At 64.8% G+C, this 21146-nt stretch carries 29 protein-coding genes; 19 read left to right on the plus strand and 10 right to left on the minus strand.

What is annotated here, in order from left to right:
• Positions 1 to 2 precede the first annotated feature (2 nt).
• Complete coding sequence (locus V5F68_RS24930; RefSeq protein WP_213375230.1) at positions 3 to 422, plus strand: type II toxin-antitoxin system MqsA family antitoxin; 420 nt, start codon at positions 3 to 5, stop codon at positions 420 to 422.
• A 26-nt stretch (positions 423 to 448) separates the two neighbouring features.
• Positions 449 to 703 carry a hypothetical protein gene (locus V5F68_RS24935; RefSeq protein WP_213375232.1) on the plus strand — a complete coding sequence of 85 codons (255 nt, stop codon included), beginning with the start codon at positions 449 to 451 and terminating at the stop codon, positions 701 to 703.
• 38 nt (positions 704 to 741) lie between these two features.
• Here the strand turns inward: V5F68_RS24935 and V5F68_RS24940 are convergent, their stop codons facing one another.
• Entirely contained in the window at positions 742 to 912 is a 171-nt protein-coding gene (locus V5F68_RS24940; protein WP_213375234.1) for a hypothetical protein, read from the minus strand.
• Positions 913 to 1293: 381 nt separating this feature from the next.
• Between V5F68_RS24940 and V5F68_RS24945 the strand changes: the two genes are divergently transcribed.
• The 3 genes from V5F68_RS24945 (at position 1294) to V5F68_RS24955 (ending at position 2616) form a co-directional block, all read left to right on the plus strand.
• Positions 1294 to 1617, plus strand: coding sequence for a WGR domain-containing protein (locus tag V5F68_RS24945; protein WP_246544811.1), 324 nt, complete (start codon positions 1294 to 1296; stop codon positions 1615 to 1617).
• Positions 1618 to 1714: 97 nt separating this feature from the next.
• Positions 1715 to 2341 (plus strand): acyl-homoserine-lactone synthase, encoded by a 627-nt coding sequence (locus V5F68_RS24950; RefSeq protein WP_394015633.1) that lies wholly within the window; start codon positions 1715 to 1717, stop codon positions 2339 to 2341.
• Between the two features lie 29 nt (positions 2342 to 2370).
• Entirely contained in the window at positions 2371 to 2616 is a 246-nt protein-coding gene (locus V5F68_RS24955; RefSeq protein WP_394015632.1) for a hypothetical protein, read from the plus strand.
• A 13-nt stretch (positions 2617 to 2629) separates the two neighbouring features.
• On the opposite strand, the gene V5F68_RS24960 is transcribed toward V5F68_RS24955, so the two are convergent.
• The 8 genes from V5F68_RS24960 to V5F68_RS24995 all read right to left on the minus strand — a co-directional run bounded on the left by V5F68_RS24960 (position 2630) and on the right by V5F68_RS24995 (position 7385).
• Positions 2630 to 3340, minus strand: a complete 711-nt coding sequence (locus tag V5F68_RS24960; RefSeq protein WP_394015631.1) for a hypothetical protein — start codon at positions 3338 to 3340, stop codon at positions 2630 to 2632.
• Positions 3341 to 3362: 22 nt separating this feature from the next.
• On the minus strand, positions 3363 to 3929 hold the full coding sequence (locus V5F68_RS24965; RefSeq protein WP_394015630.1) for a hypothetical protein: 567 nt from the start codon (positions 3927 to 3929) through the stop codon (positions 3363 to 3365).
• Between the two features lie 146 nt (positions 3930 to 4075).
• On the minus strand, positions 4076 to 4564 hold the full coding sequence (locus V5F68_RS24970) for a hypothetical protein (RefSeq protein WP_394015629.1): 489 nt from the start codon (positions 4562 to 4564) through the stop codon (positions 4076 to 4078).
• 189 nt (positions 4565 to 4753) lie between these two features.
• Positions 4754 to 5305: a hypothetical protein gene (locus V5F68_RS24975; protein WP_394015628.1), complete on the minus strand. Its 552-nt coding sequence runs from the start codon at positions 5303 to 5305 to the stop codon at positions 4754 to 4756.
• Positions 5302 to 5856: a thermonuclease family protein gene (locus V5F68_RS24980; protein ID WP_394015627.1), complete on the minus strand. Its 555-nt coding sequence runs from the start codon at positions 5854 to 5856 to the stop codon at positions 5302 to 5304. The genes V5F68_RS24975 and V5F68_RS24980 overlap by 4 nt, the downstream gene beginning before the upstream one ends.
• 28 nt (positions 5857 to 5884) lie before the next feature.
• Entirely contained in the window at positions 5885 to 6226 is a 342-nt protein-coding gene (locus tag V5F68_RS24985) for a single-stranded DNA-binding protein (RefSeq protein WP_213375244.1), read from the minus strand.
• A 33-nt stretch (positions 6227 to 6259) separates the two neighbouring features.
• Positions 6260 to 6880, minus strand: a complete 621-nt coding sequence (locus V5F68_RS24990) for a thermonuclease family protein (protein WP_246544815.1) — start codon at positions 6878 to 6880, stop codon at positions 6260 to 6262.
• Position 6881: 1 nt separating this feature from the next.
• On the minus strand, positions 6882 to 7385 hold the full coding sequence (locus tag V5F68_RS24995) for a hypothetical protein (protein WP_394015626.1): 504 nt from the start codon (positions 7383 to 7385) through the stop codon (positions 6882 to 6884).
• Positions 7386 to 7503: 118 nt separating this feature from the next.
• On the opposite strand from V5F68_RS24995, the gene V5F68_RS25000 reads away from it, so the two are divergent.
• The 14 genes from V5F68_RS25000 to V5F68_RS25065 are packed head-to-tail and all read left to right on the plus strand — an operon-like array spanning position 7504 to position 20473.
• The gene (locus V5F68_RS25000) at positions 7504 to 8232 is read left to right on the plus strand and encodes a lytic transglycosylase domain-containing protein (RefSeq protein WP_394015625.1); all 729 of its coding nucleotides are present in this window, start codon (positions 7504 to 7506) and stop codon (positions 8230 to 8232) included.
• A gap of 11 nt (positions 8233 to 8243) precedes the next feature.
• Positions 8244 to 8549: a TrbC/VirB2 family type IV secretion system protein gene (locus V5F68_RS25005; RefSeq protein ID WP_213375250.1), complete on the plus strand. Its 306-nt coding sequence runs from the start codon at positions 8244 to 8246 to the stop codon at positions 8547 to 8549.
• The gene (locus V5F68_RS25010; RefSeq protein WP_213375252.1) at positions 8546 to 8842 is read left to right on the plus strand and encodes a VirB3 family type IV secretion system protein; all 297 of its coding nucleotides are present in this window, start codon (positions 8546 to 8548) and stop codon (positions 8840 to 8842) included. The genes V5F68_RS25005 and V5F68_RS25010 overlap by 4 nt, the downstream gene beginning before the upstream one ends.
• Before the next feature lie 9 nt (positions 8843 to 8851).
• Positions 8852 to 11263, plus strand: coding sequence for a VirB4 family type IV secretion/conjugal transfer ATPase (locus V5F68_RS25015; RefSeq protein ID WP_394015624.1), 2412 nt, complete (start codon positions 8852 to 8854; stop codon positions 11261 to 11263).
• Positions 11260 to 12165, plus strand: coding sequence for a hypothetical protein (locus tag V5F68_RS25020; protein WP_394015623.1), 906 nt, complete (start codon positions 11260 to 11262; stop codon positions 12163 to 12165). The genes V5F68_RS25015 and V5F68_RS25020 overlap by 4 nt, the downstream gene beginning before the upstream one ends.
• A 9-nt stretch (positions 12166 to 12174) precedes the next feature.
• Entirely contained in the window at positions 12175 to 12897 is a 723-nt protein-coding gene (locus tag V5F68_RS25025) for a type IV secretion system protein (protein WP_394015622.1), read from the plus strand.
• Positions 12898 to 12910: 13 nt separating this feature from the next.
• Entirely contained in the window at positions 12911 to 13087 is a 177-nt protein-coding gene (locus V5F68_RS25030) for a hypothetical protein (RefSeq protein WP_394015621.1), read from the plus strand.
• Positions 13084 to 13281 (plus strand): hypothetical protein, encoded by a 198-nt coding sequence (locus tag V5F68_RS25035; protein ID WP_394015620.1) that lies wholly within the window; start codon positions 13084 to 13086, stop codon positions 13279 to 13281. The genes V5F68_RS25030 and V5F68_RS25035 overlap by 4 nt, the downstream gene beginning before the upstream one ends.
• Positions 13282 to 13288: 7 nt before the next feature.
• On the plus strand, positions 13289 to 14419 hold the full coding sequence (locus V5F68_RS25040; protein WP_394015619.1) for a TrbL/VirB6 family protein: 1131 nt from the start codon (positions 13289 to 13291) through the stop codon (positions 14417 to 14419).
• Positions 14416 to 15153: a VirB8 family type IV secretion system protein gene (locus V5F68_RS25045; protein WP_394015618.1), complete on the plus strand. Its 738-nt coding sequence runs from the start codon at positions 14416 to 14418 to the stop codon at positions 15151 to 15153. Before V5F68_RS25040 ends, V5F68_RS25045 begins: the two co-directional genes overlap by 4 nt.
• Complete coding sequence (gene virB9 / locus V5F68_RS25050) at positions 15150 to 15953, plus strand: P-type conjugative transfer protein VirB9 (RefSeq protein ID WP_394015617.1); 804 nt, start codon at positions 15150 to 15152, stop codon at positions 15951 to 15953. Before V5F68_RS25045 ends, virB9 begins: the two co-directional genes overlap by 4 nt.
• 6 nt (positions 15954 to 15959) lie before the next feature.
• On the plus strand, positions 15960 to 17318 hold the full coding sequence (gene virB10 / locus V5F68_RS25055) for a type IV secretion system protein VirB10 (protein WP_394015616.1): 1359 nt from the start codon (positions 15960 to 15962) through the stop codon (positions 17316 to 17318).
• On the plus strand, positions 17278 to 18345 hold the full coding sequence (gene virB11 / locus V5F68_RS25060; protein WP_394015615.1) for a P-type DNA transfer ATPase VirB11: 1068 nt from the start codon (positions 17278 to 17280) through the stop codon (positions 18343 to 18345). Before virB10 ends, virB11 begins: the two co-directional genes overlap by 41 nt.
• Positions 18323 to 20473 (plus strand): type IV secretory system conjugative DNA transfer family protein, encoded by a 2151-nt coding sequence (locus V5F68_RS25065; protein ID WP_213375274.1) that lies wholly within the window; start codon positions 18323 to 18325, stop codon positions 20471 to 20473. The genes virB11 and V5F68_RS25065 overlap by 23 nt, the downstream gene beginning before the upstream one ends.
• A 92-nt stretch (positions 20474 to 20565) precedes the next feature.
• Here the strand turns inward: V5F68_RS25065 and V5F68_RS25070 are convergent, their stop codons facing one another.
• Positions 20566 to 21087 (minus strand): Spy/CpxP family protein refolding chaperone, encoded by a 522-nt coding sequence (locus V5F68_RS25070; RefSeq protein WP_394015614.1) that lies wholly within the window; start codon positions 21085 to 21087, stop codon positions 20566 to 20568.
• Positions 21088 to 21146: the final 59 nt, after the last annotated feature.

The raw sequence follows: 21146 nt of genomic DNA on the forward strand, positions 1-21146 counted from the left end.
CCATGGCGATGAAAGAGACGGTGCTTCCCGACACCATGACGGCGCCGGAAACTGGCGAGATCCTGACGCGCAGCGTGCGGCCGTTCGTGGTGGCCTATAAGGGCGTGAGCCTCATGGTCGAGCTGCCCGGCTATTATCCGGCCGGCGAGGGCGACGGCATCCATGTCGGCAAGGACATGGCGGTGGTTGACGTGGCGCTGCGGACGCTGAAGGAACAGGTTGACGGCACGCCGTCGCCGGCGACGATCCGGCGTGTGCGCACCAAGCTGAACCTCTCCCAGCGTGACGCTGGCGCGTTGCTCAAGGTCGGCGAGAACGCCTTCGACAAATACGAGCGCGGGCTGGTCGAGCCGAGCGGCCCGACCAGCCAGCTGATCAAGCTGCTCGATCGCCATCCGGAGATGGCCGACGAGTTGCGCTGACTGGAGTGGATGTTTGGAGCTCTGCCATGCCGACCTGGCCGAAGGACAAATTGCTGAAGCATGGACCCGAGCTGCCGATGGAGGAGCGGATCCGGCGCTACCAGCACAACATACGCGCCATCCGGGAGTCCGGATGTCCAGTGCCGACATCGGCTTATGCCGATACGCTCGACCCTGCCGAGATCGAGCTCTGGTTTGCCGACAGCGCGTATCGTAGCCATCGCCTGAAAGAGGCGATCAAGGGATTGGCGGAGCTGCCACCGGATAGCGAGATTCCCTGACCGCGGGGACCCCGCCGGGGCCCCGCGTCGAGAGCGCCTCATCGCGCATAGGGATCATATTCGTGAATGACCGAGGCAGGGTCGCCGTCGAATTCGTCCGAGGGGAGAACGCCATAGCCGCCGTCGGACTCGAAGAGCGTGATGCAGACCATCAGGGTCTTGGCGAGGTTCCAGGCGTGGTCTTGAGCAAGGGTGAGGTTCTGCGACATCGTATCAGCTCCCGTCTTGCGGCGGGGACCATCCCCGCTCGACAGGCGCCCGAAGCGTCCGGATTACGGCCGCGATCACCTCGCAGGCGAAGCCGCAGAGGCCGCATGCGCGCATAGCGGACCCCTGGCGGGTTGATCGCAGAAGGCCATGGCCGAGACCAAGGAATTGCGCTGATTGAGAGCGGGGTGGCTCACCGTGGAAGCCCCGGGTGCCGGGGTCGCAGAACTCTGTCAGAAGCGGGCCGTACCCTGCCTCCGCAGCCTGCTGGCCGTCACGTCGGCTGATCCGAGCCGACCGTCATCACCAAAACGAATCGATCACGGGCAACTGATTCAATCATTGCGTTGGACCATGCGCGCACGCGCGTGGGACTGTGCATCATGCTAGACGATCATCGGCCCTCGCCATCAATGCTTCAGGTTCTCGTGCTCGACCGTATCGACGCGTCGCAGAACATGGCGCGTTACTATGTGCTGTCGATCGAGCCGACGTTATTCGGGGAGACGGCGATGGTGCGCGAATGGGGGCGGATCGGGAGCTTTGGGCAACGCCGCACTGAACTCTACGCGCAGCGCGAAGATGCGCGCATGGCGCTTGGAACGTGGCTGGATCGCAAGCTTCGGCGCGGCTATCAGCTTCGGATCGCGCCCGCACTCCACGGTGGGAACGGCACGACTCGATTGCCCGATAGCCGTCACGAATGATCGCGGCGCCAGTGCGCAATGGTGATTTCTAACCATACCCGCCGCGCTTGATTCATGAACTCCTCGGCTCGTTACCCAACAAGCCGAGGAATTTCTCATGCTTTTGCTCATCCCTGGCTCCGAGATCGCGCAGCATGGCGATCTGATGGAGCGCGTCTTCCGCTTCCGGCATGCCATCTTCGTCGAAGAGAAAGGCTGGAGCGACCTGCGCCAACCGGACGGGCTCGAACGGGACCGCTTCGACGACGCGCATGCGATTCATCAGGTCTGCCTGCGTGACGATGAGATCGTCGGTTACCAAAGACTGCTTCCGACGACACGCCCGCATTTGCTGAGCGACGTCCTGACCGATCTTTGCCGGAGCAAGCCGCCGCGGGGGCCACGCGTCTTCGAATGGACACGCTTTTGCGTGGCACCCCGTCATCGCGAGCTCCGCCCCAGCGCAAACGGACCATTCCTCGAGCTGGCGCAAGGCGTGGTCGAATGGGGCATGGCGCATCGCGTGGATACCGTCACCGTGGCAATCGATTGGCGGCTGATGGTGATCGCGATGCAGCTGCGGTTCTTCGTGCGCCCTCTCGGCTTTCCCAAGCGCATCGGCCGCGACGAGGTCGTGGCGCTGCGCATGTCATTCAACCGGGAAACCCTCACGACGATCCAGCAGGCGCGGCATTGCGAAGGCTCGGTTCTCCCTGACCCCGGATCACTGCCTTCGGCGGCATAACCCAACTCTCTTAGATCAGGAGGTGCGCCGTGATCCGAACCGCCGATACGAAGCTCATCGCGAGTGAACTGCATTCTCGCTACGAGCCGCCCCGCGCCGTCGCGCTGATCGGACGGACGTTGCAGAAGGCCCTCTTTGCCGGCAGGGCGGACGAGGTGGTGTTTTGGGCATTGGTTTACGCACACTATCGTGGCGGTGATCTGTGTGACGCGACTGAAGAGCAGCTCGCGGCATTCCGGAAAAATATTCTGCCGGATCCGCCCGACCTGAACTGAGCCAGTCGGACGATCAAACGTCGGTCGGCGCGACGATGATCGATGCGGTGGTTGCCGTCGGTGGGTTGGCGGCGAAGCCCGTCAACGTCGGGAAGTCTCCAGGTCCCGACGGTCCGCAGACAGCCTGTCCATCCTTGCAGTTGGGATCAGCCATGGCGCGGGCGTTGCTTGCCATACCGCAGATCGTCGTCCCGTTGATGTCGGAGAAGCCTGAGCATGACCCGGAATTTACCATCTTCTGGCAGTTGCCGGTGCCAAGCTGGATACACGCCGCGATGAAACTGGCGTCCACCTTCTGGCCGTCGAAGGTCGACATCGAGGCCAGCTGTTTCACGGCCGGCGCGTTGTAGCCCGCATTCGTCAGCCTGGCCCAGGCATCGACCTGATCCTGCAGCGACATGCACCCGTATCCGGCGCGATCCGTGCCGGCATATTTCTGGACATTGGCGTTGTTGAGCTGGAAGATTCCGGTGCAGCAACTGCCATTGTAGACGCCCTTGTTGCCGCCGGATTCGAAACGCCCGAGACCACCCAGCGAGCATGACGTCCCCTTGAGATCGTCGCGCAGGGAGGAGTTTCTCACCGCGTCGGTGATCTCCTGGGCTGAATAATTGGTGCGCTCGCAATATTGGCCTTTCTGCGCCAGCGCATGGCCTGTCACCGCCGCGAGCAACATCGGAACGAATGCGAGCGTCGTGATCAATCTGGCAAGCTGTCTACCCATGGTCGCCTCCTGGTGCAGGGAATCACCTGATCGAATAGGTCCGCGCGCAGCCGGGCACGTCGCGACCGCCGACATTGGTCCGGAAGGCGATGGTGCCGGCTGCCGGATCGAAGCGCGTGTAGGAATTGTCATTGCGGTTCTTCGCCGGGATGTCCGGATCGGCGTGATCCGCGTAGCAGCCCGTTGCCGTCTTGATGGCGAGAACCTTGCCGTCCTCGATGGTGACGATGCGCAGCGGGCAGGTCGATGGCTCGATCTCGGCGCCGGCGTCGTTCGCGCCGCTGTCGCAATCGCGCGAGAGCGCGGTGCTGACAATGATCGTGCGGGACCCGTCGCGATAGGTCGAGGACAGGGCCGTCACCAGGGCATTCTTGCCATTGAGCGGTCGCTTGAGCTCGGTGGTGACGTAGGCATTCGCTTCGCGGATCACGTCCGGCCAGACGAGCGTCTGCAGGGTGTCGGTTTTCGATGGCGTCTGGAAATTGTGGAACGTCATCGGCTGCCAGGCCCCGGAGCCCTGGTCCTGCGCAACGGCGGCCGTTGAGAGGGTGGTAAGCCCGACAAGTGCGATGACGAGAAAGGAACGCATCGAAGCCTCCTGATGCTGAGATGGCCGGCCAGCATGGCATGGCCGCAGGGGCGGTCCGGGCCGCGGCGCAAGCCGCGCCCCGCAAGGGGTCGCCTTGACCGCGCCGTCAGCGGACATGGGATGATGGCGGGCGCGCAGCCGTTTGATCATGGCGCGCCCAGCGGGATGTTGTTCGAGCAGCCGTCGACGGCCTGATGGTCGATGACCAGGCCAGTCTTCACGGTCTTCGTCGCGACATCATAGGCAGCGTAGGCGACGGTTCGGGCGGGGTCCACGGGTGCGCCCGCCGCGGCCGGCGCGAGCTCGAGGAAGCAGGCGCTTCCCCCGTCGAGGGTGCGAACCTGAATGCCTTCATAGATGGCGATCCGCAGCGGACAGAGTTTTATCGTGGCACGCGCCGACGCCTGGACCTCTTTCAGCGTGCAGCCGGTCGCGGTGTTCAGGATGCTGAGCACGACTGACTTCCTGGAGCTCCAGATAACGAAATGCGCCTCGGTCGCCGGGGCGTTGGCGCTTGCGTAGCGCGTGTCGCCGCGCGCGAGATAGGCGCGGTTGTTGTCCTCGATGGCGTCCTTCCAGATGTCGGCATAGGTGGCGGTGTCCGCCGTCGCGTGCTGGAGATCGGCATAGGACATCGGACGCCACGCTCCTGGATCTGTGGTGAGCGCCTGAGCATGAACGAGTGCCGGGATCACAAGAGACATCCATGCAGCGGCGATCGCTGGCATTCGTCGCGCGATATGCCGTGGAAAGCAGGTGCGCATTCCTTCAACAACATCTAGTATAATGAACCAATGTCGCACCCGTGGAAAGCCCCCGCCGCGCTATTCGTATCGATCGCGGCCCGGGACCCAGCGCCACGCGTCTTTCGGCGAGCGCTCACCGCCGCGCCAGGGGACAAGGGTTCGCGGCGGATCGACCGGCTGCATGTTCCAGACAGAGCGGTAATGATAGAAGTTCGCGGTCTCGCGCCTGAGACGTCTGCCCCCGGCATCGAGAAAATCTGTGGCGCAATGCACGACGGGTCCCCGGTAGCGGCTGACGCGCGCGGTCTGGGCATCGAGCGCTCCGGGCTTGCAGCCGAAGAGCCAGACAGAGGTCGCGCGCGACGGCGGGATCGGGTCGTCGCCAAGCAGCCGGCGATAGGCGTCGTTGGCCTGGGCCTGCGTCGGATAGGAGAAGCGTTCGGTCAGGATCGGGGCGAACGTCGTCCGATCGGGAGCGTATTCGAGGCGCCCGGGCTGAACGCGGTCTGGCTCGTAGAGCGTGTCGCGCGATGGCAGAGGCAACGCCTCGACAACCGGCGACGTCGGGGCGGCGCAAGCCGCCAGGGCGAGCGCCAGAAGCCCGGGCGCGAGATACACCGTGATGTTCATGGAGCAGCCTCGGCGCCTGTCTTCGCGATCGCACGCCGCCGATCGCTGGTCCGGTACTCCCAGGGCATCTGGAACGTGCTGGCCCAGATACCCCGATAGGCTTTGCGCGCGTCCCTCTCGGCCGACACATAGGCGCGGATCGCGGAATCCTGCTCGCTTGGCGGCAGGGTCATCGCAATGCCGTCGCGGATCATGTCGGCGCCGATATCGGCGTGATCCGCCGAGGCGCAGCGCGCGAGGTGCTCGCCCTGCTCATCGCGAAGAATGTTGCAGGCAACCCATTTGTTGAGCGTTGCCGAGACCAGCCAAGCCGCCGCCACGGTGCCGCACGGCCAGGGCTGACGGCCGAGATGAGCGGCTTGCCCTGGCGCACAGGTGTCGATGCCGTAGAGCCAATAGACAGCCTGCGTCTCGATATCGCGAAAGCGCGTCCCGTCGAGAACCTCGACGCGCAGCGGTGGCGATTGCAGCGCGCTACCTGGCGAGTAAAGGCCGGATCTTTCCGGCGATTGCGCGCCGGCCAATGTGGTCGCGGCAAGCGTGGCGACCATGACGATGGTCCCCGTTCTGGCGCCGCGGTTACGCCCCCGCGTCATCACGGTTGCCCAGGTCGAGCTTGTGGAAGGCATTGGCGATGACGTCGGTGGTGTAGACTGTCTCACCGGCCTTATCCTTATATGAGCCGTCGGCGATGCGGCACTCCGCGTAGACGGCGTCGCCTTTGACGACATGGGTCAGCGCCCATTGGGCGACCTTTTCGTTCAGCAGGCTGATCGTCACCCAGTCGGTCTCTTCCTTTCGCTCGCCCTTGCTGTCGGTCCAGACGCGATCGGTCGCGACATTGACCTTGGCGGTCTTGCCAAAGGCCTTCGGTGCCTGTCCGACATGGCCGCGAAGGATGAACAGGTTGGTGGTTCTCATGGGCAAGGCTCCCTCGGCTGGTGGTGGCGTTGGTCATGGCGGCGCGATCCCTGGCGTGTCCGGGGCGCTCGAGGCTGTTGGCTGCGACGGCGTCGTAGCCGATCGATCCGCCCGGAGCGCGCGCAGGATGATGGCGTTCGGTTCGGGCAGGTCGGCGAAGGCCCACAGCCCGGCGTGTCCGCGTTGCGCCACGAGCTGCGCGACGAAGTAGGGCGGGTGGACCGGCTTGCCGTCGGGTGTCAGCGCCGCGAAGCCGTAGCCGGTCGAAATCAGCGCGGTGCCGAGATCGATCCGTGAGCCGGCGCCTGCTCCGCTCAATGGTTGCGCGATGCAGAACACGAAGACCGTGCGCGCCTCCGGCAGGGCAGCCGCCTGGTAGCATTGTGGCTTCAGGTCCCGCGTCAGCGCGATCAGCATCGCGAGCGAGGCCTCGCCGCAGTCACGCTTCACGCCATGCGCATTGGTGACGATGGTGCCGCGCAGGCAGGACTGAACCCCATAAAGGCGATAGATCACGCCGCCGTCCGTCCAGCTGTCGCCGGTCTGGTAGACAGCGTTGCCTGGGACGGCAAACCAGCCCGGCGCGGCGGACTGCGCCGCCACGGGCGATACCGCGGCCGCCAGCACGAGGAGCGCGACGCGGACGCGGCGCATCTCAGTATCCCCTCAGCGAGAAATAAAAGCGCTGCGCGCCGTTCGCCGTGGAGATGTCGACATAATTGGGCTCGGTGCGAGCCTGCCGTGGTGTCGTGGGATAGGTGGTCTCACACGATCCATCGTCACCACTATGGCAATCGCGCCGCGGTTTGGAGGTGTCGGCGCAAAGATCACCGTTCGGCGCCGGCACGAGCGCGTCGGTATCGCCGCCGGTTCGTTGCATGGGCGTCGTGCCGGTCGGGCAGGCGAAATAGGGCTCAAAGCCAAGGCGCCCGGCATTGCCTTCCGGGCAGGTCGGCCAGGACCCGCCGCGCGCGAGCGACCGGAAGAGCTGCTGCATGACCGGCACGCAATAGGGGATGCCCGACCAGCTGGGCGCCGTGGCAGCGGCGCAAAGGAGTACCTTGCAGCCAAATGAGGCATCCTGCGCCCCGGCTCCGCCGGGCCCAAGCGCGCCGCCGGTGACGATTATCGCCATCGCCAACCACTGAGGCCGCTTCATCCGCCCTCCTTTTCGGTCCTCTAGGAAAACCCGTCGCCAGTCGTGTTGCCATCGTATCAACATTCAATATATTGTCCATGGCGAATTGATTTGAGGGCAGGGCATGTGGATTCGCGGCTTGACGATCGGAACGCTCCTGACGACCGGGATGGCAGGGGCCAGCGCGCAGAGCGGAGCGCCTACGACGCTCGCCACCGTCGACAGTTCCGGCCGCGTCGTCCCGATCGAAGCGCCGGCGCAACCGGTCGAGATACTCCAGGGTCAGAAGGGCGCGGCATCTCCCTGTGCGCCCGCCACGGACCTCGCATCCGATGCCGCGAGGGCGCTGATCGTGAGGATCGCCACAGAGGAGAAGTTCTATCCGGACTTCGTCTTGTCGGTCGCCAAGATCGAGAGCCGCTATCTGTCGACGGCGCTATCGGAAAAGGGCGCGTATGGCCTGATGCAGTTGATGCCCGAGACGGCGCAGCGTTTCGATGTCGATCTGTGCGACCCGGTAGGCAATGTACGCGGCGGCGTCCGCTTTCTGCGCGCGCTGCACGAGCGCTACCGGAATCCGTTCTTCATTCTCGCCGCCTACAACGCCGGTGAGGCCGCCGTGCAAAAAAGCCGCGGTGTTCCGCCTTATCCCGAGACCGTGCGTTTCGTCGCCGACGTCATGAACGACTTCTATACATGGCCAGACCCCGCCGCGGCCGCGACAGTCGGCGCCGCGCGGGTCGCGTCGGCCGCTGCCGACATCATCCAACCTCTCTCCGGCGGCGCTTCACCAGCGGCAGCCTCGGAGCCTGCGAAGCCACGCGCCAAGACACAATGGAGCGACGGCTTCGTGATGCATGTCGACTGAGGAGACCGTAGATGAAGCAGCCGTCGAGACGCGTTCCTTACCTCACCGGAGCCATGTTGCTCCTGATGACCGCCGGCGCCGCCGCACAGTCGGGCGGCACACTGCAGCCGGTGCAGTCGACGCTGACCACCCTCGTGCAGGCGCTGACCGGCCCGATCGCCACCGCGCTGGCGACGCTTGCCGTCATCGCCTGCGGCTTCTTCGCCTGGTCGGGCCGGCTGACCTGGGGCATCGCCGGCAGTGTGATCTTCGGCATCGTGCTGGTGTTCGGTTCGGCGCAGATCGTTCAATTCTTCCAGTCGGCGGTCGGTCAATGAACAGCCAGCACCTCGAAGAGCCGCATATCAGCCCGCTGGTCAAAGCACTCACACGCGCGCCGACGCTGATGGGCGTGCCGTACATGTATTTCATGTTCAACGGCGTGGTCTCGTCGGTCTGCTTTCTGATCTCCCACAATTTGTTCCTGCTGCTGGTCGCAATCCCGCTGCATCTGTTCGGCTACATATTGACGCTGCGCGATGATCGCATCTTCGAAATCCTGTTCGTCAAATCGACAAGATGCCCACCCCGCTCGCGCGCCTTCTGGGCCGCCGACAGCTATCGCGCGTGAGGCGAGGAGATGGTGGCAAAGGCACTCCTCGATGAACTGACCTACGGTGCGGTGTCGCGCCGCGAGCGTCCGGTGGCCAGCCACATCCCCTATACCCGCCATGTCGACGATCACGTCATCAAGACCCGCGACGGTCTGGTGATGACGATCCTGAAATGCGAGGGCTATTCCTTCGAGACCGCCGACATTAGCGAGATCAACTCCCGCCTGTTGGCGCGCAACGACCTCGTCCGCACGCTGGCCAATTCCCGCTTCGCGCTCGTCAGCCATATCATCCGCCGCGAGGTGCAGCCGCGGATCGCGTCGAGCTTCGACAATGCGCTGTGCCGCGAGATCGACGAGCGCTATGACGCGGCGCTGTCGCAGCGGCGGATGTTCGTCAATGATCTCTATCTGACCATCGTGCGTCGGCCGCTGCAGGGCCAGGCCGGCACGTTCGACGCGATGCTGACGAAGCTGCTTGGACGCAAGGACGCCGCCGGCGAATCCGTGGCGTCGCAGACGGCCTTGAGCGAGTTGCACGACGCCTCGACCGCGGTGCGCGAGAATCTCGCCGCCTATGGAGCGCGCCAGCTCGGCGTCGTACGCCGGGATGGGGTCTGGCACTCGGAACCGCTGGAATTCCTCGTTCAGCTCGTCAATGGTGGCATCCCCCGCCCAATGCATTTGCCACGCATGGCGCTCGCCGATGCGCTGTCGATGAAGCGGATCTTCTTCGGCAAGAACGCCATCGAAATCCGTGGCGCCGGGCCCGAGGACACCCGCTTCGGCGCCATGGTGTCGATCCGCGAGTATCCGGCGCAGACCGGACCGGGCTCCTTCGACAATCTGTTGCGTGTCCCGCACGAGTTCATCGCGACGCAGAGTTTCGCCATCGTCGACCGCCCCGAGGCGGCCAAGCAGATCGACCGCGTCGCCCGGCAGGTCGACATGTCGGACGAGGCCGGCTCCATCATCGCCGAGCATCTTGACGAAGCGCGTGACGAACTCCTTGCGTCCGAGGCGATCTACGGTGAGCACCACATGTCGGTGATGTGCCTCGGTCGCACGGTTGCCGAGGTTGCCGCCACCGTGACCGCGGTCGGCGCGGCGCTGACCGATCGCTCGGTGATCTGGACGCGCGAGGATCTCAATTGCGAGCCGGCCTTCTGGGCCCAGCTGCCTGGGAATTTCCCCTACATCGCGCGCAAGTCGGTGATCTCCTCAAAGAACTTCGCCGGCTTCACGTCATTGCATAATTACCCGAGTGGGCGGTTGGACGGGAACCATTGGGGTCCGGCGATCTCGGTGTTCGAAACCACTTCGCAGACTGCCTATTACTACAATCACCATGTTCGCGACCTCGGCAACTTCACCGTCGTCGGGCCCTCGGGCAGCGGCAAGACGGTCTTCCTGTCCTTCATCTCGGCGCAGTCGCAGCGCGTCACGCCGCGACCGAAGCTGCTGTTCGTCGACAAGGATCGCGGCGCCGAGATCTTCATCCGCGCCATGGGTGGCCAATATGAGGTTCTGGTCCCAGGCGAGCCGACGGGGTTCAATCCGCTGTCCCTGCCCGACACAGCGCCGAACCGCGAATTCCTGTTCCAGCTCCTCGGCTTCATGTTGCGGCCAGGCCATGGCGGCGAGCTCAGCGCCTCCGAGGAGCAGGTCATCCGCAACGCCATCGCTTCAGCGCTGAGCGCCGGGCCGGACGGGCGGACGCTAAAGGCCTTCTCGACGCTGTTGCGCGGGCGCATCCGGGCCGGCGAGGGCGATCTCCTCGCTCGGTTGGAGAGCTGGATGCGGCCGGACCAGCGCGGTTGGCTGTTCAATAATGAGGCCGATCAGTTCTCGGTCTCGAGCATCTTCGGGTTCGACATGACACGGGTGCTGGACGATCCCGTCATCCGCACCGCGGCGCTGATGTACATCTTCCACCGCACCGAGGAGCTGTTGACGGGCGATCCGGTGATGATCTTCCTCGACGAGGGCTGGCGGCTGCTCGACGACCCGGTCTTCGCCTTCTTCATCAAGGACAAGCTGAAGACGATCCGCAAGCAGAACGGCATCATCGGCTTCGGGACGCAATCGGCCGCCGACATCGTGCGCTCCAACTCGGCGAGCACGCTGATCGAGCAGACCGCGACCAATGTCTTCTTCCCGAATCCGAAGGCGGATGACGAAAGCTACACCCGCGCCTTCCGGCTCTCGGAGCGCGAAGTGACCTGGATCCGCAGCACGGTGCCGGAGAGCCGTTCCTTCCTGATCAAGCACGGCCGCGACAGCGTCATCGCCAAACTCAATCTCGCCGGCATGCCGGACATCATCAAGGTGCTGTCGGGCCGCACCGAGACCGTGGCCGAGCTCGACGCGCTGCGGGCCCGCGTCGGTGACGATCCAGCCGTCTGGCTGCCGATATTCATGGGAAGGGCTGAGGCATGAAGCGGCTCGCGCTGACGGTGATTGCCTGGTCGTGGATCGGCGCAGGCGCGGCCTTTGCCGCCATCCCGACCACCGACGCCGCGCAGCTAACGCAGCATTCGGAGACCGCAGGCGCGACCATCAAACTGGTACCGATCTCCACGCAACGGCAGAACGCCAATCAGGGCGTGAAATGCGCCGTCACGACGGGCAAGAAGGCCAGCGTCACCGATCCGACGGTGCAGCCGCAATCGGGCGCCGGCAGCCGCACCATCCAGGTCTATGCACCGGAAATGCCGGCGGTCCCGACCGCGGAGGCCCGCGGCGCCGCGCTCAACAGCCAGACCTTGTTCAAGTCGACGGGCGACGTCGTCGCCGGCCTCGATGCCAGCCGCTCGACACTCGGCGCCGCACAATCTGCGTTTCGCAACGCCGGTTCGCAGGTTGGCACCGCGACGACGGTGATGGCGGCCATCGATATGAACAGTGCCGCGCGTCTGCAGAACAACCTCGCCTGGAACGGCGTGATGGGCTCGGCGAATATCTGGGTGACGGCCCTGAACGCGCTCAATCTGGCGCAGAACAGCGACATCAGCCGCGCCACCATTGGGATGCGCTCGGCGACAACGTCGTCGTCCGGCACCCCGACCATGCCGGCCTGCACGGTCGGCATGGTCGGATCGGGGACCGTGGCCGATCCCTGCCGCACGGCGGGGTCATGCTCGACCACGCCGCCGGGATCGCCCGTGGACCCAGGATGCGTCGCGGCCCGCCACATGGATAGCGACGGCAACGTCCTGTTCTACCTCTCGGCGGCTCAGGACGAGGCGCGGACTGCCGCGACCGCGCCCTCCGCCCAGCCGCCCTTGTCCGGCGCTGACGTCGCCGCCGCGATCGAGAGCATTCAAGCCAACGGCCAATAGGAGGCTGCCATGCGATCTGTTCTGAAACTGGCGCTCGGTCTCGCCGTGGGCCTGGTCATTGCCACGTCCGCAGCGCGCGCGCAGGTGCCGGTGATCGACAATGCGAATCTAACGAAAGCACAGGAGATCGCGACCAGCACCCGGCAGATCCTCGACGCCGACCAGCAGATCCTGCAATTCACGCAGAAGACGCTTGCCGCGGTGACCGGGGATCGCACCTCACAGGCGCAGGGCAGCCTGGCGCAGATGGCCCTGGGTGGTGGTTTCTCCATGGCGCAGGCCCCGTCACTGGGCTCGGTGATTTCGGGCGGCTCGTTGTCCTTCGCAGGCTTGGGCTCGGGATCGCAGAACATCGTCTCGACGCTGATCAACGGCCTGCAGCTCGTCCAGACCATCACCGGGATGACCGGCGGCCAGACGCACCCGGTCGACACCGCCTACAAGAACTCCGTCAATGTCGCGGCGACCCTGTCCGGCCTGATCGACTCGACGCAGGGAGCCGTCCAGCAGCGCTCCTCCGCATTTACCCAGGGCGGCCAGCAGATCGGCCAGGCCCAGGACCTGAAGGGCAGCGTCGACCAGAACACGCAGGTGCAGATCCAGACCGGACAGACCATCAATGAGCTCAACGGCGTCGTGAACAATGCGGCGGCCGCTGCCAACCAGGCGAATCTCGATCGCATCGCGGCGGAGTCCGCCGTCGCGCGCGCCATGAAATTCACCCAGCAGTGACTTTGGAGGACGCTTGAACAAGATCACCATCGCCGTCGCCGCTGCGATCATCCTCATCGTCGCCGCCAGCGTGATCATCATCCGCATGCCCGCGCCACCGGCACCCGCTGCGCAGACGGAGAGCAAGCCGGATACCGAAGGCCTGGCGCGCGCCATGACCTTCACCTCGCCCGCCGAGCCGAAGAAATGATCCGCACCTCGGCAGCACTCGCCGCCCTTTGCGGTCTCGCGCTTGCCCTCGCGGGCTGTGCCTACAAGCCACTCAAGGCGCCGTGTTCGCCGGACGAAGGCGGCGCGCCGCTCGGCTACGCGGCGTCTACGCCGACGCCATCACCTCAGCCGTTCGAGTCGCTTGACGCCTGCGGCCCGATGAAACCGATCTGAGGGCGCGATGGCGACGTTCAGCATCACCTCGCTGCTGCAATCGGTCGACCAGATCGGCCAGAACTACGTCTCGACCGCCTACCAGGCGCTGTCGAACGCGCTGACATCGGGCGGAGCGACGAGCGTCGCCGGGCTGCTCCTGACGCTTTATGTGATCTTCTGGGGCGTCGGCATCTGGCAGGGCACGGCAACCGGCGGCCCGGCCGACCACGCCTTCAGGCTGCTTCGCGCCTTCCTGATCTATGCGCTCGCAACCAGTTGGAACGATTTTCAGACGCTGGCGTACCGGTTCATGAATGACGGGCCGTCGGCGATCGGCAACGCGCTGCTCAGCGCCGTGACCACCGCCAACAACACCGGCACGGCGCAGAACCTGACCTCGGTCAACGGCGTGCAGTCGGCCCTGCAGAACATGTGGGACACCACCAACAGCGCCACCGAAGCGTTCCTGCAGAATGCGGGCCTCACCAATTGGGGGCCCTACATCTTCGCCGCCGTCTTCTATGTGGTGATGGCGCTGCTGATCGGCTTCGCGATCTTCCTGATCGTGCTGTCGAAGCTCTTCATGTGGCTGCTGCTGGCATTGGCGCCGGTATTCATCATCCTGCTGCTGTTTGGCGTCACCTCGCGCTTCTTCAGCGGCTGGCTCGGTACGCTCATCCAGTATTTTCTGGTGCAGGTGCTCGTCTACGCATTCCTCGCCTTCTACGTCTCGCTGATCCAGCAGACCATCGACACGCTGAACGGCGTCGCAAATACCAAGAGCGCGAGCTGGGCGACGATTGGCCCCGTCGTGCTGCTGGCCATCATCGGCGTGCTGCTGCTGGCCCAGATCAACAACGTGGCCGCGGCCATTGCCGGCGGCGTGCCGATCTCGAGTTCGCGGATCGGTGCGGTGCTCGGCACGGTCAGCGGCTATCGGCTCGGCATGGCGGCAAACAGGGCCCGTCTTGCCTTTCGCAACCCGTTGAACCCGGGCTCAACGTCGCGGCGCGAGGAGCTGGCGGCGCGCCAGCGTGCGCGTGTCGGGCTGCGCGCGGCGTCGTGGGCGCAATCGCCTGAGTTCCGCAGGCTCGCTGAACAGATCAAGCATCCCGGCTCGCCGCCGGCGCAAGGTGGGGGAGGGAACCGGCCTTGAGCGATACCCCAGTGACAGAGGCTGGAGCGGTCGATGTCCCGGCTAAGATCGACCCCCGCTATTACGCTGAGGGCGCAACCTGGGAATATGACGTCGCACGGCGTAACCGGAACTCGCGAGCGCTGGCCTGGATCGTCGCCGGCGTCATGACCATCGTTGCCGTCGCCTCACTCGGTACATTGGCGCTGCTGGTGCCGCTGAAAACCTACGAGCCCTATATGGTGGTCGTCGACAGGACGACGGGCTTCGTCGAGGTCAAACGCCCGATGGCCGAGGGGCCGCTGACGCAGGACGAGGCCGTCACCACCTTCAATGTGGTTCGCTACATCAAGGCGCGCGAGACCTACGATCCGAGGGCGCTGAAGGACAATTTCGACCTGGCACAGTTGCTCGCCACCGGCGACGCGGCGCGTGAGCTCACGGAGATCTATTCGCCGGCCAATCCGCAAAATCCCGTCAAGATCTACAGCTCCAACACCGAGGTCTCGGTCTCGGTCAAGTCGGTGACGTTCCCGAACAACCGCACCGCGCTGGTGCGGTTCTCCACCGATGAGAAAACGGCGACCAGCATTACGACGCGCAACTGGGTCTCGCTCGTGCGCTTCCGCTACACCTCCGCACCGATGCGCAACGAGTATCGCTTCGACAATCCGCTCGGCTTCCAGGTGCTCGAATATCGACGCGACCAGGAGACGGCTCCCTCTCCCGGCACGGCCGGAGCGCAAAGATCATGAGGCGGCGCCTGATCCTTGCAGGCTGCGTCTTGCTTGCGTCCGGCCATGCGTTCGCGGAAGCGATCCCGCGCGCGGGACGGGTCGATGCTCGCGTCCGCGACGTCGTCTATAACCGCGACAACGTCACGGCGATCGACGCCACCTACGGCACGTCGACGATGATCCAGCTGCAGCCGGACGAGAAGATCGAGACGCTGGCGCTCGGCGATTCCCTTGCCTGGAAGGTCGAGCCCAATCGCAAGGGCGACATCATCTTCGTCAAGCCGATCGACAAGAATGCGCAGTCGAACCTCAACGTCGTCACCGACAAGCGCATCTACAGCTTCCTGCTGCGGTCGAACACGCGCGCGCCGAATGACCAGATCTACGCGGTTCGGTTCCGGTTTCCCGACGACGAGGCGAGCGCGAAGCTGCTCGCGGCCGCCAAGGAGCGCGCCGCCAATCCGAACCTGCGCGATCTCAACATCGCCAACGCCAACAGCGACTATGGCTACAAGGGCTCGTCGACCAACAAGCCGGTCGCCGTGTTCGACGACGGCGTGAAGACCTGGTTCCGCTTCGAGGGTGAAACGCCGGCGATCTACATCGTCGATGCCGAGCGCAATGAGAGCCTGGTCAATTTCCGGACCGAGGGACCGTTCGTCGTCGTCGACAAGGTCAGCCCGCAATGGACGCTGCGCAATGGCACGGAATCGACCTGCATCTTCAATCGGCGTGCGACCAATGTGCACGAGCCGAATGGGCTCGAGCCCTATGCGCCGCAGCGCGTAGGTTTTCCGTCAGCCAGCGCAGGAGGCTGACGCGCCATGCCCTCGCCACAGGATTATCGCTCGCTCGAACTGGAAGCCTCCGCTGCGACGGCGGTAGCGCGGGGTTCGACTGCCCTCGGCAATTTGGTGAAATTCGGCGTGCCGCTCGGCGCCGTCTTGATCGCGGGATGGATGATCTACGCCTCGCTCGGCAGCGGTCCACGGAACATGACCGCGCCGGACAAGGAAGAGTTCACGACGACGCAGTTTCCGGCGCCATCGCTGCAAACCCCACGGACCCAGACCGACCAGGGCACTATTCTCATCCCGCAAGCGCCGCCTGTGCCGCCCGAGCCGGTCTTGCCACCACCGCCCATCGCGCCGCCCCTGGCACTGCCGGCGCCGCCGCCACCCGAGCCACCGCTCGCCCTGTCGGCACCGAACGATGATGAAGCGCGCCGGCTGGCCGAACTCGAGCGGCTGCGCCAGGAAGAGGAGCGGCGGAAGTGGGAACGGTTCCGCGCGCCGCAGGTGATTGCCGACAACGCCAGTCCGAGCGATGCAGCTGGCAGTCCCGCCGATCCGGCGCGCGCGGCTGCCGGGCAGGACGAGGACCCCAACCGCCGCTTCCTGGCGTCGGTCACGAGCGCCGGCGTCGAGATCGCGAAGGCGGTGAAGAACGATCGGATCGATGCGCTTGTCGCACAGGGCACGATGATCCGCGGGATTCTTGAGACCGCCGTTCAGAGCGACCTGCCGGGCATGGTGCGCGCCGTCACGGCTGAGAATGTCTGGTCATTCGACGGCCGCCGCATTCTCATCCCGGCAGGAAGCCGGCTCGTTGGCGAATACAAGTCCGGAATCTCGCAGGGGCAGACCCGCGTCTTCGTGGTGTGGACGCGGCTGCTGCGCTCGGATGGGGTGTCGGTCCAGCTCGGCTCGAACGGCACCGACGATCTCGGCCGCGCCGGCAATGCCGGCTTCGTCGACAATCACTACCTCGAGCGCTTCGGCTCCGCGATCATGCTGTCGGTCGTCGGCGGCGTCTCGCAATTCCTGAGCGGCTATGGCCAGTACGACAACAATAATAATGGCACCACGATCACGACGACGGATCCGGTCACGGGCCTCGTCACCACGACCCAAACGGGCACCAACCAGAACAGCCAGTCGCTCCAGGCCCGCCAGATCGCCGCGCAGAATGTCTCGCAGACGCTAACCAATATCGCCCAGGAGGCGCTGAAGAACTCGATCAACATCCCGCCGACGATCTATCTCGACCAGGGCACGCGGATCATCGTCTTCGTGCGCCGGGACCTGGATTTCTCCTCCCTTTACCCCGATCCGGTGAAGGAGGCGCTCAGGGAGCTCAAGCGTGAACGCGCCGGCGCGAAACCTGACAGTCTTCCTCGATAGGGCGCTCGGGCCCATTCGGCCTTGGCTCGACGACGACCAGGTCGTCGAGATCTGCGCCAATGGCCCCGGTGAGGTCTGGGTCGAGCGCTTCGGTCAGGCCGCGATGGAGTGTCATCCGGTTCCTGAGCTCACCGAGCTCGCAATCCGACACCTCGCCGAACGCATTGCCGGTCATTCCGGCCAGAGCGTCAACGAAGAGCATCCGCTGCTGTCGGCGGCGCTGCCGACGGGCGAACGCTTTCAAGGCGTGATGCCGCCGGCGACGACAGCGGGCGGGGCTTTCGCGATCCGCAAGCAGGTCATCAAGGAGATGCGGCTCGATGATTATCGCCGGCTCGGCTCGTTCGAGAAAGTCGCGACCGTCACTGAGGGCGAATTGTCGGATGTCGACCGGCAGCTCTGCGCGCATCTCGACGCCGGCCGCATCGAGAACTTCATCCGCCTCGCCGTCGTGAACCGCTATTCGATCCTGCTCTCGGGTGGCACCTCCTCCGGCAAGACGACATTCCTCAACGCGATTTTGAAGGAGGTCCCAGTCGAGGAACGCATCATCACCATCGAGGACACCCGCGAGGTGAACCCGATCCAGAGGAACTATCTGCCGCTGGTCGCCTCGAAGGGCGATCAGGGTGAAGCCCGCGTCACCGTCGAGACGCTGCTGCAGGCTTCGATGCGCCTGCGTCCGGACCGTATCTTCCTCGGCGAGATTCGCGGTGCGGAGGCCTATTCGTTTCTGCGGGCCATCAACACCGGCCATCCCGGCAGCATCACCACGGTCCATGCCGATAGTCCGGCCGGCGCGTTCGAGCAGCTCGCGCTGATGGTGATGCAGGCCGGGCTCGGTCTGCGGCGGGACGAGATCGTTGGCTACATCAAATCCGTCCTGCCGATCGTCATCCAGCAGACCAAGGTCGGCGGCTGGCGCGGCACCTCGGCCGTGTATTTTTCGCGGATGGCGGAGTGGCGGGCGGAGAGGGCAGGGGGGACAGGAAGGATGGCCGGCCATGGCCCGCGTCGTCGTTTATAGGATCGGCATTGCGATCCTGCTCGCCATTGCCTTCTGGCTGCTCTGGAGCATGGCCTATGAGATCGTCGTCGGGCTGCGCTGGGCCCCGGCGCGCTTTCCGGGCGAGGGCGCCAGCCGCTGGGGATTGCTGCGGCTGCAGAATGCCGACCGCTCGGCCGGCTTCTTCCTGGTCGCCTGGCAGCATTTCCATGCCCGTCTTCTTTACCCGGCGACACAGATCGAGGCGCTGATCCGCGCCGGCATTGCGGCGGGGGTGGTCATTGCCCTTGGTCTGGCAGGATGGCTGTTCGCCTTCATCAATCGCCGCCAGATGCCCTTTGGGGCGGCGCGCTTCGGTACGTTGATGGAGGCGGCGAAGCAGGGCCTGACCGGCAAGCAGGGCATCGTGCTGGGGACGATCGGTGGTGTCACGGTGCGTTCGGATGAGCCAGCCCACATCCTCGTGGTCGGGCCCTCGCGATCGGGCAAGGGGACCGGGTTCGTGCTGCCGAACGGCTATCTCTGGCAAGGTTCGGCGGTGTTCTTCGATCCGAAGCGGGAGAATTTCGACGCGCTGGCGAACCACCGCAAGGCCATGGGCAACAAGGTCTTCATGTTCTCGCCGGGCTCCAATGACACGCACCGTTACAACCCGCTCGACTTCGTGCGCCGCGACGAGCGCATGGCGACCGATTGCCTGGTCGTCGCTTCCTTCGTGATCCCCGAGAAAGCGGATGACACCTGGGCCGGGGCGGGGCGACTGCTGCTATCCGCCCTGATCGGGTATGTGCTCTCGTCGCCGCTGATCACCGGGGCGCAGCACATGCGCACGGTCGCCCGGATGACGACCACGGGACGGGACATCTCGTCGGTGCTGCGGGCGATCGTGAAGACCGAGCGGCAGCATCTGCCGACCTGGGTGATCGACAATTTCAACCAGTACATCGCGCTCGAGCCGGAGACCCGCAACAGCGCCGTGTTCAACGTCAACATGGCCATGTCGCTCTGGAACAACGGCTTGATCTCGGCGGCGACCGAGACGTCCGACTTCGACATTCGCGAGCTGCGCCGCCAGCCGATGACCATCTTCATCGGCTGCACCATCGCCGAGCTCGCCATCTTCCGTCCGCTGATCCGCATCCTGTTCCAGCAGATCCATGATCTGATGATGGTGAGGATCCCGGGCGAGGATGAGCCGCACCAGGTGCTGCTCATGCTCGATGAATTCTACCATGTCGGGCGCATGGACTCGCTGATTTCCAAGATTACCATCAGCGCCGGCTATGGCTTCCGCATGGCGATCGTGATGCAGGACATCTCCCAGCTCGATGAGCTCTATGGCCGCAACACGCGCATCACCACCGTGTCCGGTTCGCAGATCAAGCTGTTCATCCAGATCAACGATCTGGAGACGTCGGATTTCGTGTCCGAGATGCTCGGCGAGACGACGCAGGTCTACAAAACGCCGGTGATGCGGCCAGGGCAGGGGATCTTCGCGCCGCGCGCCTGGGCGCCGCACTACACGCCGCGCCCGCTACGCAGCCCGCTCGAATTGCGCGAGATGTCCGACCGCGTGTCGATCCTGATGGTGAAGAACTCGCGCTCGTTCGAGCTTACCAAGATCCGCCACTATCTCGACAAGCCCTATCGACGGCCCTACGAGGCGGCGAAGGGAAATCCGCCGGCGTTGCCGAGCCTGCGCGAATGGAAGGATGAGGCATTGGGCGGCGCGATCAATCCGGCGCCGGCCGCCGAGAGCACCGAAGACGACACGGTCGCCCGGCCACCGCTCCAAGCCGCCGCGCAACGGGCGCCAAGGCGAAATCCTCAACCCCCAGGAAAGAAGGCCCCAGCCAAGCGGCAAGCCGCGGCGGAACCCGCTTTCTTTCCGGCGCCGCTGGTGATCACGAGGGTGAAGCCAGTCGAACGACTGGCCCGCAAGCAGCTCTCGCTTGGTGACCAGCCATTGGTTCCGCCTGGGGAGAACTGCAACATCAGTGATCTACTGGCCGCGTCGGAAAGCGCTCAGCGTCGCGACTTCGAAGCGATGGCTGCCAGCACCGCGGCAGTTGGTCAGGAAGAGCGGGTCAGGCAAGCGCTGACAACCCTTACCGGGCTGCAGGACGGGTTCGGCGACGACGCGCCATGAAATATGTAGCCGTGGTCCGCGCGGCCCGCGTCGCTCACCGAGACGAGCTTGAAGCGACGCGATGGCTCTGCTTCTCAGCAGACGCCGTCCGTTCAGAATAGGCCCATCGGGCTCACCATCAACTGATCGGCGGTGCGCTTCTGCTCCTCGCTGAAGCTTGCGTAGAGCGGCTCCACCGCTACTTTGATCTTTTGGAGCGCTTCCTGGCACAGAGCCATGGCCTTCTCGATCCGCTCAAGACGCACTGGAAGAGCGCCGTCACGTGCCTGCATCATGCCCTCACGCATGCCCATCATCGCCTTCGCGTTGGCTCGCACGGCGTCTGCGAACACGCTCCATTTGGATTCCTGAACGTCGGTGATCTTGATTTCGGTTTTCAAGAATGCCAGCCGGCCTTCAATGTGCCCGGTCATCATGCCCATCATGGGCATGCCGCCAGTACCCATCATCGACATCATCCCACCCATGGGAATTTGTGATCCGGGCGCGTTCAAAGGCGTGGCGGGCGCTTCAGCGCCCCCGGCCGGATGGTGCTCATCATTAGCCGAGGCGGGTGACCCTGCGAGGAGCATGGCGCTGAAAAACAGGATGGAGATCGAGGGCATCTTGATCATCGGAGCCGATTCCTTCGCGTTGTGAGTTGTCATGACAGGGCGGAGCCTGCTACGGCGAG

Source organism: Roseixanthobacter pseudopolyaromaticivorans (assembly GCF_043195145.2).
In the GTDB taxonomy this organism is placed as follows: Bacteria; Pseudomonadota; Alphaproteobacteria; order Rhizobiales; family Xanthobacteraceae; genus NCEH01.